18 protein-coding genes, 2 tRNA genes and 2 pseudogenes are annotated in these 13,484 nt (G+C 38.1%); 15 read left to right on the top strand and 7 right to left on the bottom strand.

Annotated features, from left to right (window positions below):
* Nucleotides 1-203 precede the first annotated feature (203 nt).
* Nucleotides 204-1,637, top strand: coding sequence for an amidase (locus NST31_RS06975; RefSeq protein WP_339164719.1), 1,434 nt, complete (start codon nucleotides 204-206; stop codon nucleotides 1,635-1,637).
* A gap of 563 nt (nucleotides 1,638-2,200) precedes the next feature.
* On the opposite strand, the gene NST31_RS06970 is transcribed toward NST31_RS06975, so the two are convergent.
* Nucleotides 2,201-2,359 (bottom strand): aspartyl-phosphate phosphatase Spo0E family protein, encoded by a 159-nt coding sequence (locus tag NST31_RS06970; RefSeq protein ID WP_083717369.1) that lies wholly within the window; start codon nucleotides 2,357-2,359, stop codon nucleotides 2,201-2,203.
* 414 nt (nucleotides 2,360-2,773) lie between these two features.
* Here NST31_RS06970 and NST31_RS06965 point away from each other — a divergent pair.
* The 13 genes and pseudogenes from NST31_RS06965 to NST31_RS06905 form a co-directional block, all read left to right on the top strand.
* Nucleotides 2,774-3,196 (top strand): annotated as a pseudogene (locus NST31_RS06965) (DNA adenine methylase); the annotation flags it as partial.
* A 185-nt stretch (nucleotides 3,197-3,381) separates the two neighbouring features.
* Nucleotides 3,382-3,579, top strand: a complete 198-nt coding sequence (locus NST31_RS06960) for an XtrA/YqaO family protein (RefSeq protein WP_339164716.1) — start codon at nucleotides 3,382-3,384, stop codon at nucleotides 3,577-3,579.
* Between the two features lie 205 nt (nucleotides 3,580-3,784).
* Nucleotides 3,785-4,858 carry a hypothetical protein gene (locus NST31_RS06955; protein ID WP_339164714.1) on the top strand — a complete coding sequence of 358 codons (1,074 nt, stop codon included), beginning with the start codon at nucleotides 3,785-3,787 and terminating at the stop codon, nucleotides 4,856-4,858.
* Nucleotides 4,859-5,146: 288 nt separating this feature from the next.
* Complete coding sequence (locus NST31_RS06950; protein ID WP_268920980.1) at nucleotides 5,147-5,275, top strand: hypothetical protein; 129 nt, start codon at nucleotides 5,147-5,149, stop codon at nucleotides 5,273-5,275.
* Nucleotides 5,272-5,646, top strand: a complete 375-nt coding sequence (locus tag NST31_RS06945; RefSeq protein ID WP_236017068.1) for a sigma factor-like helix-turn-helix DNA-binding protein — start codon at nucleotides 5,272-5,274, stop codon at nucleotides 5,644-5,646. Before NST31_RS06950 ends, NST31_RS06945 begins: the two co-directional genes overlap by 4 nt.
* A 225-nt stretch (nucleotides 5,647-5,871) precedes the next feature.
* On the top strand, nucleotides 5,872-6,678 hold the full coding sequence (locus NST31_RS06940; RefSeq protein ID WP_339164711.1) for a M23 family metallopeptidase: 807 nt from the start codon (nucleotides 5,872-5,874) through the stop codon (nucleotides 6,676-6,678).
* Between the two features lie 118 nt (nucleotides 6,679-6,796).
* The gene (locus tag NST31_RS06935) at nucleotides 6,797-7,294 is read left to right on the top strand and encodes a hypothetical protein (protein ID WP_339164709.1); all 498 of its coding nucleotides are present in this window, start codon (nucleotides 6,797-6,799) and stop codon (nucleotides 7,292-7,294) included.
* Nucleotides 7,295-7,391: 97 nt separating this feature from the next.
* Nucleotides 7,392-7,949 carry a hypothetical protein gene (locus tag NST31_RS06930; protein WP_339164707.1) on the top strand — a complete coding sequence of 186 codons (558 nt, stop codon included), beginning with the start codon at nucleotides 7,392-7,394 and terminating at the stop codon, nucleotides 7,947-7,949.
* Nucleotides 7,950-8,025: 76 nt separating this feature from the next.
* Entirely contained in the window at nucleotides 8,026-8,361 is a 336-nt protein-coding gene (locus tag NST31_RS06925; RefSeq protein WP_339164706.1) for a hypothetical protein, read from the top strand.
* 289 nt (nucleotides 8,362-8,650) lie between these two features.
* On the top strand, nucleotides 8,651-8,956 hold the full coding sequence (locus NST31_RS06920; RefSeq protein ID WP_339164705.1) for an HNH endonuclease: 306 nt from the start codon (nucleotides 8,651-8,653) through the stop codon (nucleotides 8,954-8,956).
* Between the two features lie 113 nt (nucleotides 8,957-9,069).
* A complete protein-coding gene (locus NST31_RS06915) occupies nucleotides 9,070-9,429 on the top strand; it encodes a hypothetical protein (protein WP_339164703.1) in 360 nt (119 codons plus the stop codon).
* Nucleotides 9,426-9,919 (top strand): annotated as a pseudogene (locus NST31_RS06910) (terminase large subunit); the annotation flags it as partial. The gene NST31_RS06915 and the pseudogene NST31_RS06910, both read left to right, overlap by 4 nt.
* Nucleotide 9,920: 1 nt before the next feature.
* Nucleotides 9,921-10,049, top strand: a complete 129-nt coding sequence (locus NST31_RS06905) for a hypothetical protein (RefSeq protein ID WP_339164702.1) — start codon at nucleotides 9,921-9,923, stop codon at nucleotides 10,047-10,049.
* A gap of 69 nt (nucleotides 10,050-10,118) precedes the next feature.
* Here NST31_RS06905 and NST31_RS06900 read toward each other — a convergent pair whose 3' ends face one another.
* From NST31_RS06900 to NST31_RS06875, 6 genes are all read right to left on the bottom strand, one after another.
* Nucleotides 10,119-10,307 carry a hypothetical protein gene (locus NST31_RS06900; RefSeq protein WP_339164701.1) on the bottom strand — a complete coding sequence of 63 codons (189 nt, stop codon included), beginning with the start codon at nucleotides 10,305-10,307 and terminating at the stop codon, nucleotides 10,119-10,121.
* Nucleotides 10,308-10,455: 148 nt separating this feature from the next.
* Entirely contained in the window at nucleotides 10,456-10,593 is a 138-nt protein-coding gene (locus tag NST31_RS06895) for a hypothetical protein (protein ID WP_339164699.1), read from the bottom strand.
* 121 nt (nucleotides 10,594-10,714) lie between these two features.
* Nucleotides 10,715-10,954 carry a helix-turn-helix domain-containing protein gene (locus tag NST31_RS06890; RefSeq protein ID WP_339164698.1) on the bottom strand — a complete coding sequence of 80 codons (240 nt, stop codon included), beginning with the start codon at nucleotides 10,952-10,954 and terminating at the stop codon, nucleotides 10,715-10,717.
* Between the two features lie 244 nt (nucleotides 10,955-11,198).
* Entirely contained in the window at nucleotides 11,199-11,345 is a 147-nt protein-coding gene (locus NST31_RS06885; protein ID WP_339164697.1) for a hypothetical protein, read from the bottom strand.
* A 293-nt stretch (nucleotides 11,346-11,638) separates the two neighbouring features.
* Nucleotides 11,639-11,728: transfer RNA gene (locus tag NST31_RS06880), tRNA-Ser, on the bottom strand.
* A gap of 326 nt (nucleotides 11,729-12,054) precedes the next feature.
* Nucleotides 12,055-12,127 (bottom strand) — tRNA-Thr (locus NST31_RS06875).
* Between the two features lie 187 nt (nucleotides 12,128-12,314).
* On the opposite strand from NST31_RS06875, the gene NST31_RS06870 reads away from it, so the two are divergent.
* Nucleotides 12,315-13,358: an AI-2E family transporter gene (locus tag NST31_RS06870; protein ID WP_077111278.1), complete on the top strand. Its 1,044-nt coding sequence runs from the start codon at nucleotides 12,315-12,317 to the stop codon at nucleotides 13,356-13,358.
* The last annotated feature ends 126 nt before the right edge of the window (nucleotides 13,359-13,484 follow it).

Here is a 13,484-nt window from a genome sequence, read left to right as displayed (position 1 = left end):
AAAACCGCCTCCTTTCAACCTTCTTGATTGAATTTTATATGTAAATAATAGAAAAATTCAATTAAATAAAATAGATTACTTTGATGTTAGGGATATTAACGAAGGAATATTGCGGTAAACTCTGACTTTTTATACAATATAAAAAAACTGGAGAGATTGTAGTGGTGTTACGGACTATCAATCAAGCATGGGGTGAGGGCTGTATGGATCAGATTTGTTTTTATTCTTTGCGCAAGCTGTCAAAAGCGATTCAAAATCGGGAGTTGTCTGCCCGTGAAGTAATGCAGGCGCACTTGGAACAAATTGAGAAGGTGAATCCAAGTGTAAATGCAATCGTTTCTCTGGATGAAGAGAGAGCACTAAAAGAGGCGGACAAAGCAGATTGTATGCTTGTTTCAGGAGAAAGAACAGGCCCTTTTCATGGACTCCCGATCGCGATTAAAGATACTCATAACGCCAAAGGTTTTCCCATGACATGTGGTTCGCGGACTTTGCGTGACAACGTTTCGAGAGAGGATGATCTCATTGTTGAGCGGTTAAAAAACAGCGGCGCCATCGTCATAGGAAAAACGAATGTTCCTGAGTTTGGTGCGGGTGCCCATACATTTAACGAGATATACGGTGCCACAAAAAATCCGTATCACCTTCAGCGCACTGCAGGAGGAAGCAGTGGAGGGGCTGCTGTAGCGGTTGCGACCGGAATGATTCCCTTTGCGGATGGCAGTGATATGGGAGGGTCATGCCGCTTTCCGGCTGCATTTAATAATGTGGTGGGAATGCGACCATCGCCTGGACGAGTGCCTTCATACCCAAAAGCGGCGCCTTACTCGACGTTGGGCGTACAAGGGCCGATTGCCCGAAATGTGGAAGATGCGGCTTTTATGATGTCGGTTATATCGGGTTATGATAACCGGTCACCAATTGCGATACATGAATCAGGAGAGAAATTTTCAGAGCCGTTTAAAGAAGAGGTAAGCGGCCTAAGGGTGGCATGGACTTGCGACTTTGGCGGGGAAATTCCTGTTGATCCAGAGATCAGAAACAACCTTCAGGAGCAAATAAAGGTCTTTACTGATTTGGGATGCCATGTAGAAGAAGTGAATCCGGACCTGGCAGAAGCGGATGAAGTATTTCATACTTTACGAGCCTGGGAATTTGAAATGTCCAATCATGAATTGTTTGAACGGTTTAGCGAATTAATGAAGCCGAGTTATGTCTGGAATTTCAACAAAGGCCGCAAACTCCGCGGGATTGATATTGGGAGAGCCGAGAGGCTTCGCAATGAGTTGTACCACCGAATGAGAGTCTTTTTTGAAAATTATGATGCGTTGATTTTGCCAGTCAGCCAAGTTCCGCCTTTTGATGTAACGATCGAATATCCAACGGAAATAAACGGAGTTCGGATGGAACATTACATAGACTGGATGCGGTCTTGCTGTTACATTTCCGTGCTGGGCAATCCGGCTTTGTCCGTGCCTGCGGGGTTTACTTCCGACGGTCTTCCGATCGGGCTCCAAATCGTCGGCCCATATCATGGAGACTACGAAGTATTGCATATTGGTTATGCCTTTGAACAGGCTACTCGCTACGGAGATAAACGTCCCGACATAGCGGTGGAAGCACGTTCCCATTCATAAGAAGCATGAATCCCTACATTGTGTTGATCATCCATTGCTAACAACGGGCATGAGGATGGAATTTTCCGGTTATCGTCCCCAAAGCGTTTATGATTCAAAGATTTTCCGTCTTCCTGGGTTACCCGAACACAAGTGACGCATTTGCTTGTACAGAGGGCGATTGGCGGCGACACCTAAAATGGCTGGAAACCCTGAATACAGCTTAGGCACATAAAGCAGAGGCGATGGACAATCAAATGGAGACTTTCTCCTATATGTCCGTCCCTGTATATGTAGAGAGCACCCAACTTGGAAGCCGCACATTTCTTTTTAATACAGTCGCTCTTTTTTATAAAACTTAATCCTTTATCTAAAAATTAAAAATCTCCATGTGGTTTCTTTCTTCATAAAAGGTGTTGATAGTGGAGCGTGTCCCAGAAAGCGCCTCAATGGCTTTTTCTGTAATATAGGGTCGCTCTTTTTTTGATTTTACAACATAAAAAAGCTTGTAGGGACTCTACAAGCTGAGCGTATGATGCTCTTTTTCTATTTAATCTTAAAAATTACTTTTAAAATGATAACATTTAAATCACTTGATACTTATTTAAAACTATATCAAGCTTTTTGCTTAATTCGACCGTCTGATTATTGTTTAGACCTTTTGCAATTCCGATGCGAACCATTTCTTTTCTCAAAGCGTTGATTTCAACTAATAGCGCTTCTTTTCCTTTAGCTTTGTTCATCCCTACTTCTCCTTTGTAAGTAATAGAAAACTTGCGGCGGGAAAATAGTCATCCGATACAGTGTCATACTTGAGATACAAAATGATTCCCGAATATATTTGGGCTAATCAAACGATTACATGAATTATACCATATGTTGAGTGGTGTTTTCTATATAGATACAATATATTGTTTCTTGTTTACTAAAAGATTTTTGTTTATCTTTGACGAAAATTGGCAGAGGACCTTGATATAGGACAAAAGGTTTAGTCGGTAACAGTAAAAAAGCACCTGCTCTAGGTGCCTTGTATGTTAATGAAAAGGTTGGTTGATCGTTTGTTTATTCAAGCATTGTAAAAATGTTCATATCTCAAATGAAAAAGCGGTTGCGCTTTTGTCTATCAAAACCTATATAATGGCGGAGAATGGGATAATCTACCCGAGAAAATAATCAAGGTGGCAAGTAGGTTGAAACAAGCCCAAATTGAAAACCAACCAGCAGTAAAGTTGCTAGAACGATATAAAAGAAAAGAGGTTTTAGTGTATGCTGACCCACCTTACATTATTGAAACCCGCACAAAACGACATTACAAACACGAAATGACACTTGATGATCATATCGAACTACTTGAATTGTTAAACGATCATCCAGGACCTGTTTTGTTATCAGGGTATGACCACGAATTATACAATAACGCACTGGTTAATTGGCATAAAGAAACAATGACTGTATCTGCAGAAGCTGGAGCAAAGAGACAAGAAGTCCTCTGGATCAATCCAGTTGCTGCAGAGAAATGGTTCTTCCATCGAATTGGACGTGATCCCATGCAACAAATAAATCAAGGCATGTGGGATTAAAATGGAATGAGATTTATACTAGTCCACTTTCCTAATAGATAAACCAATATAAAAAATGCAATTATTGAAAAGACTGCCTTCTTCAATGGACTCTATCCTTTCATCGGTAATGAAAAAAAGCCAGGATTCCTCCCGGCTAAGATTTTATGCATATTGATTATACCATATACGGGAGGGTATCTGTCATGAAGATACAAGATATAGATATAAACGGTCGAAAAAGGTTAGAATTTGATATAATGGAAATACCATCCAGCTGTGTGATAGTTATCTGTGATGGAAAAGCAAAGTTAAGAGAGCTTCCTCCTCATGGAGAATACAAAATTGTTACTCACCAGGGGAAAGTGAAGCGGATGCGAAGGGAAGAGGGGGAAGAGTTTTAAGAGAATAAATACAGTCTTAACACCAGATACCATAAAAATTTTTGTATAAATAATTGGATCAATAGAACCTAAAGTAAGTCATTGTTAAAATTAGTAAAAGAGTGCATAGAAAAAGATAATTAAAATTTTTATTATCAAAATAAGTTTGTAGATTTACAGTGAATTAGTTAGACAGTATATAAAATAAAGAAGGTGGAATTCCAAATTGCAAAAAGCAAAGCCGTATATACAGTTTATTATTACGAGTTTAATACTTTACTGTATATCTCTTCTTTTCATGATGATAGCTATAAAAATAATGATCATTCTATTTGGTTCAGTAAATAATACAACACTAATAAATATATTTATAATGTTATTGTTCGTTTTAGGATACATAGTATACCATGTCTTAATGAATATCTTTGCTTCACAAAAAAATTTAAGGGTAGTAAAAAGTAATTTATTAACTTGGCTTACTGTTATAGCAATATTTATAGCTTTCTATTCTATTTTTATTCAAGTTATTCACTTTGATAATATTGATGTACAGAGGTTTTTAAGTCATTTGTTGGCATTCTTTTTATTTCCTAATATATACTTAAAACTTATCTCAAATAAATTAAATTCTAAATTTCAACACGAAAAAGTTGATGAAGTTCAAAAGAATAAAAATATGTCATGGATAAAAACATGGACTATACTTTATCTAATTAGTTTATTGGTTCTTATTGCAGGTCTAGTCGTTATTGTTCTTGGAGCATATAAAAAAGAAGTCGCTTTAGTGGTATCAGGGATAGGTTTAGTTGGTTCATTTGTGGGTATGTATGCAAGTGCTACAAACACAAAGATGCAACAGGAAAAAGACAGACCGTATATAATTTTAAGAGCTAATGAAGATAGATATGGAGTGCTTCAATTAGAGTTATATAATGTTGGAAATAATACTGCAATTATTAAAGAAGTGAACTTAGAAAAAGATCCCGACATAATCTCTGAAGGTACACTTAAATCAAACTCTATAGGTATGGTTATCCATGGTAAAGGTAGTGTTTTGTTCCCATATATAGTATTTAATAATGAAAATTACAGTGAGAAATATATTGATATTAAAGGATCGATAAAATATTATGACCTATCAAGGGAAATATTTTCTAATCAGATAAGGCTTAACTTAAAAAACATAAAGCAAGAGTTGGCAAACAAGAAGGAATCTATTAAACGAGATTACGAAATAATAAAAAATATAAAATACTTGAAAGATATAAGTGAAAGTTTGAAAAATAAAAAAAGCGAATGATAACAGGGTGATATTCTCAGTTCTACCAGCCATCTGGAGGACACTGAATGACGCAATAAGCGTTGTTTGGTGTCCTTTTTATTTGTTAAAAGGAGTGTTCAAGTGAATCCGCCATTTAGAACCATTAAGGGAATGGAAACGGAGCATCAGGATGTGAGCAAAGCAGGAAGCCGCAGAAACGGCGTACTGAGAAGTTAACGGAATTAGACTTAAAAGCCTAATTGATGGAAGCAGGCCGACATACAGAAGACACAAAGGTTCATTTAGGCAGCGTTAGGAGGTCTATTTATGCTGAATTGGGCAGACAGATTGATCCAAGAATACTTGGACGGAAAAAGCCAGCTTATTAGATTGTATAAAAGTTTGGATAAAGCGGATCCTGTTGATCAAGAGATAGAAAAAGAATTAGTAGCATGATTGACGATATGGACTTTGCCATTGAGTGGCTAGAAACTGGCTGGCAGCCAGGGACATATCGAGGGGTTGACAAAAAAACGATATATCAAATACGTTCGCTTGAGTGTATGGATTCAATCCCTGATATTACAGAGCAATTGGAAGATGCTACCGAACGAAAGTCAAAAATGACAAGAGAAGAAAAAGTTATTCTTGCGGATATTCTCTCATCATTTTCTCTACGGGAACGGCAATGCTATATTTTGCACGTAGCACATGGAATGAGTTGGGCAGCAATTTCCCATGAATTAGGAATAAGCAAAAGCACTGTACAAGCGTACATTAAACGAGCTAGAAATAAGGTGGGAAAAAGAATAAATGAGGTAGGATGATATTTTATGTCATGCGGTTGTCATGCGAAGTCTGTATAAGTGAAGAGTGTTTTTGTATCTGTCGGCGCTGTCCCTTGGAAAAGGATAGCGCTAATCTTTTTATTATATCCGTTGTCGTTTATTGCCGTTATTTGACGGAAGAAACTGGAAGGATATTCATAAATAAAGTCGAAATTTCATATAGTGAGGTACTTCTTGCTATTAAAATAAAAGGGAGATGTTAAATTGAAAGTCTTGAAGAAACATGTTTTAATTGTCGCTTTACTAATTGGGGCATTATTTTTTGTAGGAGGTAACGCAAGTGCTGCAGTAAATAATGCATTCATAAAACCAACTGAGGGTGTTTTGACTCAAGGGTTTAAGAAAGGAGTTCATAATGGTGTTGACATTGCCAAGAGAGGCTATGTCAAAGTGGTTGCATCAGCTTCTGGGACAGTAAGTCGATCTGAGTACTCGCAATCTTATGGTCATGTGATTTATATAAAACATAATATTAGAGGAGTAAATTACGAAACAGTTTACGCCCATCTTTCAAGACGAAACGTCAAAGTAGGAGATAAAGTATATCAAGGTCAGATGATTGGGTTAATGGGGAATACCGGAAATTCCAAAGGTCAACATTTGCATTTTGAAATTCATCAACCTTCATGGAATGGCTCTAAATCATATGCTTTAAATCCTATGAATTATATTTCGAATAGGGAGGGTAAATTTAAGTCAGGTAATTTTACATACCAGGATGGAACAGAGGATATACTTGTTTATCCTATTTCATACGGAAGTAATACAGACTTAACATTAAATATTACATCAAAAAGTGCTACAAAAGGAGAATACACAGTTTATCTTCAAAGAAAAATCAATAATAAATGGGAAAATGTTGCACACTCAGGAGTTCCGAAAAATGGTTCTAGATCAATAACATTTACAAGAGAGTATAATACTTCTACTCTTTATCAATATACACCGTATAGAGTATTGCTTGTAAATTCGGATACTACTAACGTCTCATACAGTTTGTGGATAAAATAAGCACTTCTTAAACTTAAAGAGGAAAGCACCAGTAAGGTGCTTTTCTTTAATATTATAGGTAAATAGTTGCAGGAAAGTATCTCCTTTTGTCGAATAAGTTCGATGGGAGGAAGGAAAAATGAAAGATCAATTACATTTGCGCAACAAACTAGAAAAGGTAGATTTTACAAGGGTAATACCCAATTTTACAGAACCGTATTCTTTTGGAGACAGAATAGGTGGTTTTTGGACTTCAACGTATTTACCAGGAATCGGTAGTGAGTGGTTACAGGAAAAAGTCTATAAACCTTGGGCTAATGTTTTTAATGGATATTTATTTTCTGTAAAAAACGGGGCTCGGCTTTATAAAGTAAATTCTATAGAAGACGAAAAGTATTTTGAAGAATTTTATAGCGGTGACTACAATCAATTAGCTGAAGACTATCACGGCATTAATTTGAGTAGTGACTATGTTGTAAAGTTAAAAGAGCAACAATTAAAGATCAGGGGTATAAGTTCTTCGAGATTCCATGGTTGGGGTTTGGAATGTACTTGGTGGTTTAATGTTGATTACTTAGAATTGAAAAGAACATTTAGTGGAGATGAGATTCAAGAGATGGCAGATAGAAATATCTAAGAGGTGCTTTTTCTTATGCTTAATCAACATTACAAATATAGCGCTAACCTTTTTTAATTGGTAAGATATCCCTATACATATGTAGGGGGATGGTGTCTTGAAGAAAGTTTTATTTGTTTTTTTAGCAGCGTTGTTAGTTATGGTAGGTTGTTCATCGGAAGATTCGGCTGCACCGAAAGAAGAGAAGCCGCAAGAAGAATTGAAGCAAGAGCAACCTGAGCAAACAGCAGATCTAGAGGAAGGCGAAGAGGCAAGCGAGATCGAGGAAGAGGAGCAAGAAAAAGATTTCGTAACAGAAGCAGAAGCAAACGCCGAAGCATATCCGGCAAAACCCGGTGCAATGTTATATGACAAAACAGAAGAAAAGTTCAAGGGAATGAATTATCACTTCAAGGGCGAATTAGTCAAAGTTGAAAAAGTGGAAGGCCTATTTGGTAATATGGAAGATGCCTTTTTGGTGAAGAATGAAAATGGTTATATAATGCCTATATTCCCGCCATATGAAATGTCAGCATCGGCAGGGGATGAAATTGAAGTATGGGGACCTTTATCCGGCGATGGGTATGCTTCTTCTGATTTAGGAGTAGACAACGTGGTTGGAGTTGCCGGAGCAATGAATGCTACAAGGGTAGATATTAACGGGGAAATGCAATAAATAAGCTATATGTTAAGACATTCACAATTTAGTGAGTGTCTTTTTTAAATGGAAAAATTTAAAAGGAGTGTTAATCATGGCGGGCAATAAGTCGTGCGAAGATGTAGAAAAGGCAACGAAAGTATTAGCAAAGGCCGGAAGTGAATTTGATGTTTTAAGGTATGCCGCAGAAGCAAAGTCTAAAGGAACACAAGTTACTAGAAATAAAGTCAGTGAGAAACTTATGGTGAAGATGGACTTTAGTGAAACTATCAAAGGCTTGAAGACTCTTCAACGTGAAGCAAGGAAGGCTACGGCTGCATTGAAAGAGTTTGAACAAGCATACAACAAGGTTAAACCAGTTGCTGATCAATGCGGAATCAGTGGTCAAGAAATCACTGCGCTGCTTATCGAATTGAGAGGTGATAACTAATGACCAAACCCATAACCGCACTTTGTAATCATTGTGAAAAGATTACGGATGTCGTCTTTAAAGTTAAGTATCATCCAAACAAAATACAGGAGACGTACTTTAAATGCGAGCACTGTTATTATCATTACACTTCTTTTGTTACGGATGCCAAGGTACGGAAGCTACAGCGTAAGAAGGATAACATCAAGGGCTTACACAATGCAGCTAACCGTTTGGAGTTGCAAGAAGAGATCAACGAAAGAATGTCTCAGCTTAAATTTAATTTGATAAACTTCGGGCGGGCTGATATGTGACATACAAGCGCAAAAGAATCGGAGATAAAATTTACCAAACTCAAGCGTGGAGGAAGTTAAGACAGTACTACTATGATAGTCAACACGGTATATGCGAACGGTGCGGCAGTCCAGGAGACATTGTTCATCATACAATTCCAATTACAAAAGAAAATGTGAATGATCCTTCCATAACATTGAACAAAGACTTACTGGAGTTACTATGCCACGACTGCCATAACAAGGAACATAAGCAAGTTCATTCTCCAATCCGTGAAGGATGTGGGTTCGATGAAATTGGACAACTGATAAAAACAAATTGAAAAGTTGGTCAGGCCCCCCTAGGTACGGTCAAAAAAGCGGGGCCCTGCCGAGCGAGCGCCAAGTTTTCTGTAATACACAGGTCATTTTCGCATAAGGGGGGGTTAACACGAAAATGGCAAAACCTAGTAGAAAAAAACAGGATGAAATGATAGCTTTAGAAATCGCAAAATTAGAGGAAATATTTCAGGATATATCTGAAGAGAAACAAAAAGTTGCAAAAAGATTGATTGAGAGAGTCGCTTTTATGACAATTACGCTCCAGATCCTTGAAGATAATATCAAGACAAAAGGTCCGACATATCAAATGGTTCAAGGGCCACAAAAAATGATGGTCGAGAACCCGGCTCAGAAATCTTTTAACACGATGATCAACCGATACACGGCTGCCTATGATAAACTGTTCAACCTTCTCCCTAAGGAAGTGGCCGCGGAGGAAGATGACGGGTTTGATGCGTTCGTGAATAGACGATGAAACAGAAAATAAAACGCTATCCACTTACATATAATCCAATCATCGAATACTGGAACAAAATTGATTCTGGTGAAGAGGTAGTCAGCAATAAAGTCCGTAGGGTTTATAAAAAGCTTGTGGACGATTTACACAACCAAGATTCAGAATATGAATACTCACCAACTAGGGCAAATCACGCTATTGAATTTGTAGAGAATTTCTGCAAACATTCAAAAGGCGAGATGGGCGGCAAACCTTTTATAATGGAGTTATGGCAAAAGTCCATGACTGCAGCTCTATTTGGTTTTATCCATAAAATTGACGAAACTCGCAAATATCGCGAGTTTATTTTAATTGTGGAAAGGAAAAATGGGAAGTCTGCCTGGTCTTCCGCAATCGGATTATACATGCTTGTGGCAGATGGGGAGCCCCTGGGCCGGAAGTTGTATCAGCCGCTACCAAAAAAGACCAAGCCAAAATTGTTTGGCTGGAATCAAAGCGGATGGTACGGAGTGGATGCTGTATGGTTGTGGGTGTTTGACGAAAGTAACGATAAACTATTGGCCAAAGCCAAAATACCGCATAACGAAAAAGGAGAGATTATGGTTGGTGAAGAAGAAGTCACCATTGAGTTTAAATAAAAACAAGCCCTTAATGGACGAGCTGTCTTTGTATACTCGTCCGTTAAACTGAGCTTTCGTGGTCCGATTTTAATTTTCATCTTTTTTTAACAACTCCTTACGATCATCGAGAAGCTTTTTAAGCTCCTCAACGTCCTCAAGTGTCGCTTGATTCCGTATGAAGCTCCTTGTCCTAGAGCGATCGCTTAAATATTTGGCTCGTTCTTTGTTTTTCTGCTGCCATTTTTTATTTGCTTCGGTTTGTCTGTTCCTTTGCAAGCTTTTCAGCCTCCTTCATTAGCCTCTTTTTCCTTGCATTTAAAAACAGGTAACGAATAAATATGGGGATCGCAAGTATCCAAACAACAATAATGCCGATTGTTAATATATCCATGTTATTGTGGTATACTTAGGGGAGAGAGGGGAGTTATCCTCCCCGCCTCTTCCTTCTGATTTCTAGCTCTAACTTTTTGATTTCCAACTTCGTCTTGCGGGCGGTCAACCACATTTGACGAACTGTTAAAATCGAAATGGTTAGGGCTATTATTTTGCCTAAGTCATCCACTCCTTCACCTCTTTTCTATATCTAATTATACTATGCATAGTATAATTAGGCAAGCATTTTATGGTGTTTTTCGTAAAAATTTCCTATTGAATACAGAAATAAAGCCCGATAAACCCGGGCTTTATTCATCGTATGGCCTGTATTTTTTTCTTAATTCCCCTTGCTCTGCTTTTCTTTCCAAAACGCTTTCCTTCAAAAAGATTTTAGGCTGGTCCTTGGCAGGCATTAATTTTCCATCTCGTACCATGTGACCGATCCTCGCTTTTGATACACCTAATATTTCTGCTGCTTCAACTGTAGACAATAAATTTTCATTTAAAAATCTCAATAAATCTTCAGTTGATTCAAATTGGTACTTCACTTTCCATCTCCTTTCTTAAACATAATCAACACCAGCTTAAATATATAAACTAAAATTGTTAGCCCAAAAACAAGCATCATGAACACGTCAAGCTTAGAAGGGGTTTGGAAATCAACATAAACGAACATGATTACAAGGCCAATTGCTAATACCATTATGTTACTGTAACCAAATTTTTTAAGCATATTTTCCGAGTGGATGTGTTATAATTTTTGGGTAAGGGAGGTTTTAGCCTCCCTCTGTTTCACCTGCGACGTTTCTTCTTGCCCGGAGAACGTCGCTTTTCTTTTCGCTCTTTCGATATGTCGTGCAGGTCTTTCATGCCCGATGTGATGGCTTTGAAAGCTCCTGCCAGTAGAGCGAATGTTGCGATACACTTTTCTACATCCACCTGTTCACCCCCTTTCGATAATTTAATTATACTATACCTATTCAAAAAATTAAATAGGTATCACAAAAATAAAGGTAATGTTTTTTTGAATAAAAAGAGCCCTCGATAGGAGTTTGAAATTTCATTATTCTTTATGAAAAAATAAAAAAAGAGAGCTTTTAACTCTCTTTCCGTGGTAACATTTTGGTAACAAATGAGTAAAATTATAGGCTTATTGAAAAATCACAAAAACTCACAAACCCCTTGTGTATCAAGGTTTTCCGCTTAATATTAAGTCGGAATAAAATGTAGAGCGGAGAAGGTGGGATTCGAACCCACGCGGCGGTTGCCCGCCCTAATGCATTTCGAGTGCATCCCCTTCAGCCGGACTTGGGTACTTCTCCATTTTGAGAGGTGGAACAAAGCTATTATACGGTAAAAGTTCTCATCAGACAATGCATCAGCATTCGCATATCGGGATGATGTTTCCGCCCGGCTCGTTGGTGGTGCCGAATAGCTGTCATCCATAGTGAAATAGTGGTCTGGCCAGCACACTTCCCGTGCAGTCTTTTGATTTTAAGATGGCGCAAAGGGTTCTTGCGAATTCTAAATTGAATGGACTGGATTATCACCACACACTTTTTACGAAGCCGATGGGGAACAAGCTTGCCGACAAGGAAAAACGACTCCACATTTACGGAATCGTTGACATTTCAACGTCGTTTTCAAGTGCTGGTGACAGGATTTGAACCTGCGACCCCGTCATTACGAGTGACGTGCACTACCAACTGTGCTACACCAGCAATTCTTAAAAATTCACATACAAATAATAGTACATCTATAACCATTTTTCAATCATTTTTTTTGCAAGTGGTTCCTGATTGTTCCAAAAAAGACTGATGTATTTTTTTAAAACTAATTTCCTGCCAGAACGGGATCATTGTTATAATAGAGGGATAAGAGATATATAGACAAGGGGACACGAACTGAATGGGCATCATGGAAATATTTCAAAAAAAAGGGGTCAAACGCATCATTATTTTTGCTCTGATTGTCCTGATTTTATACAGCATGAGAAGTATGATGAATTTGATTTTACTGACCTTTATCTTTTCGTATTTAATGAATCGCCTGATTGAATTCACCGCAAAGCGAATTCCAGTTAACCGGAAGCTGCTCGTTTTGTTTATGTATACGGTCATTGTCGGTGTGCTGGCATACGGGCTTGTGAAATATCTTCCCATTTTAACTTTGGAAATAAGCCAGTTGATTAAACAAGTCAACGCTTTTTACACGCAGCCGCACGACAATACTGTGATCAAGTATATCGAAGCGGTTATTTCCAAAAATCAAATCGTGTCCTATTTGGAAAATGGCTTTTCTTTTCTGATCAAATCGTTTACGGATATTAGCAAAATAAGTATCCACGTGATGATTGCTTTGGTATTGAGCTTGTTTTTCTTGCTGGAAAAGCCCCGTTTACAAGAATTTACGGCAAAATTTAAAAGCAGTAAACTCGCTCCCTTTTATTTTGAGCTTGAGTTTTTCGGAAAAAAATTTACGCGTACCTTTGGCAAGGTGATAGAAGTCCAGTTTATGATCGCCCTTGTCAATTGCTTTTTGACAATGGTGGCGCTCGTGATCTTGGATTTTCCTCAGCTATTTGTATTGGCGCTCATGGTTTTTTTTCTGGGACTCATTCCGGTTGCGGGTGTGATCATTTCCTTGATTCCGCTTTGCTTGATCGCCTATTCGATCGGTGGCTTGATTAAGGTCGTTTATGTTGTGGCGGCCATTGCGATCATTCATGCGGTTGAGGCGTATGTATTAAATCCGAAGTTCATGTCGGCCAAAACGGATTTGCCCGTTTTCTATACATTCATCGTCCTGATATTCTCGCAACACTTTTTTGGGGTTTGGGGGCTGATCATCGGGATTCCGGTTTTTGTGTTTTTGCTTGATGTCCTTGAGGTAACAGACAGAAAGAAACGATCTGAAGCGCAAAACGAACGTTCCAAAACAGTGGAGAGTTAGCTCTCCGCTGTTCCTTAATGAACAATGGAATGAATCATTTTCAACTTTTGTACCGCGAGATTTGCGGTTTTTTTTCATCCCTCACTTGAGGTCGTTTAGGCTATTTAATTTAGTCGAGTTTTTGTT

It is taken from the genome of Siminovitchia sp. FSL W7-1587, assembly GCF_037963795.1.
Lineage (GTDB): Bacteria > Bacillota > Bacilli > Bacillales > Bacillaceae_C > Siminovitchia > Siminovitchia thermophila.
This window is presented reverse-complemented; position numbering and strand designations above follow the sequence as displayed.

What these genes read in the sequence shown, in the direction of transcription:
- NST31_RS06975 (WP_339164719.1), top strand. Translation starts at nt 204, where the DNA reads ATGGATCAGATTTGTTTTTATTCTTTGCGCAAGCTGTCAAAAGCGATT.
- NST31_RS06970 (WP_083717369.1), bottom strand. Translation starts at nt 2,359, where the DNA reads ATGAACAAAGCTAAAGGAAAAGAAGCGCTATTAGTTGAAATCAACGCT.
- NST31_RS06960 (WP_339164716.1), top strand. Translation starts at nt 3,382, where the DNA reads ATGAAGATACAAGATATAGATATAAACGGTCGAAAAAGGTTAGAATTT.
- NST31_RS06950 (WP_268920980.1), top strand. Translation starts at nt 5,147, where the DNA reads ATGCTGAATTGGGCAGACAGATTGATCCAAGAATACTTGGACGGAAAA.
- NST31_RS06945 (WP_236017068.1), top strand. Translation starts at nt 5,272, where the DNA reads ATGATTGACGATATGGACTTTGCCATTGAGTGGCTAGAAACTGGCTGG.
- NST31_RS06935 (WP_339164709.1), top strand. Translation starts at nt 6,797, where the DNA reads ATGAAAGATCAATTACATTTGCGCAACAAACTAGAAAAGGTAGATTTT.
- NST31_RS06925 (WP_339164706.1), top strand. Translation starts at nt 8,026, where the DNA reads ATGGCGGGCAATAAGTCGTGCGAAGATGTAGAAAAGGCAACGAAAGTA.
- NST31_RS06915 (WP_339164703.1), top strand. Translation starts at nt 9,070, where the DNA reads ATGGCAAAACCTAGTAGAAAAAAACAGGATGAAATGATAGCTTTAGAA.
- NST31_RS06870 (WP_077111278.1), top strand. Translation starts at nt 12,315, where the DNA reads ATGGGCATCATGGAAATATTTCAAAAAAAAGGGGTCAAACGCATCATT.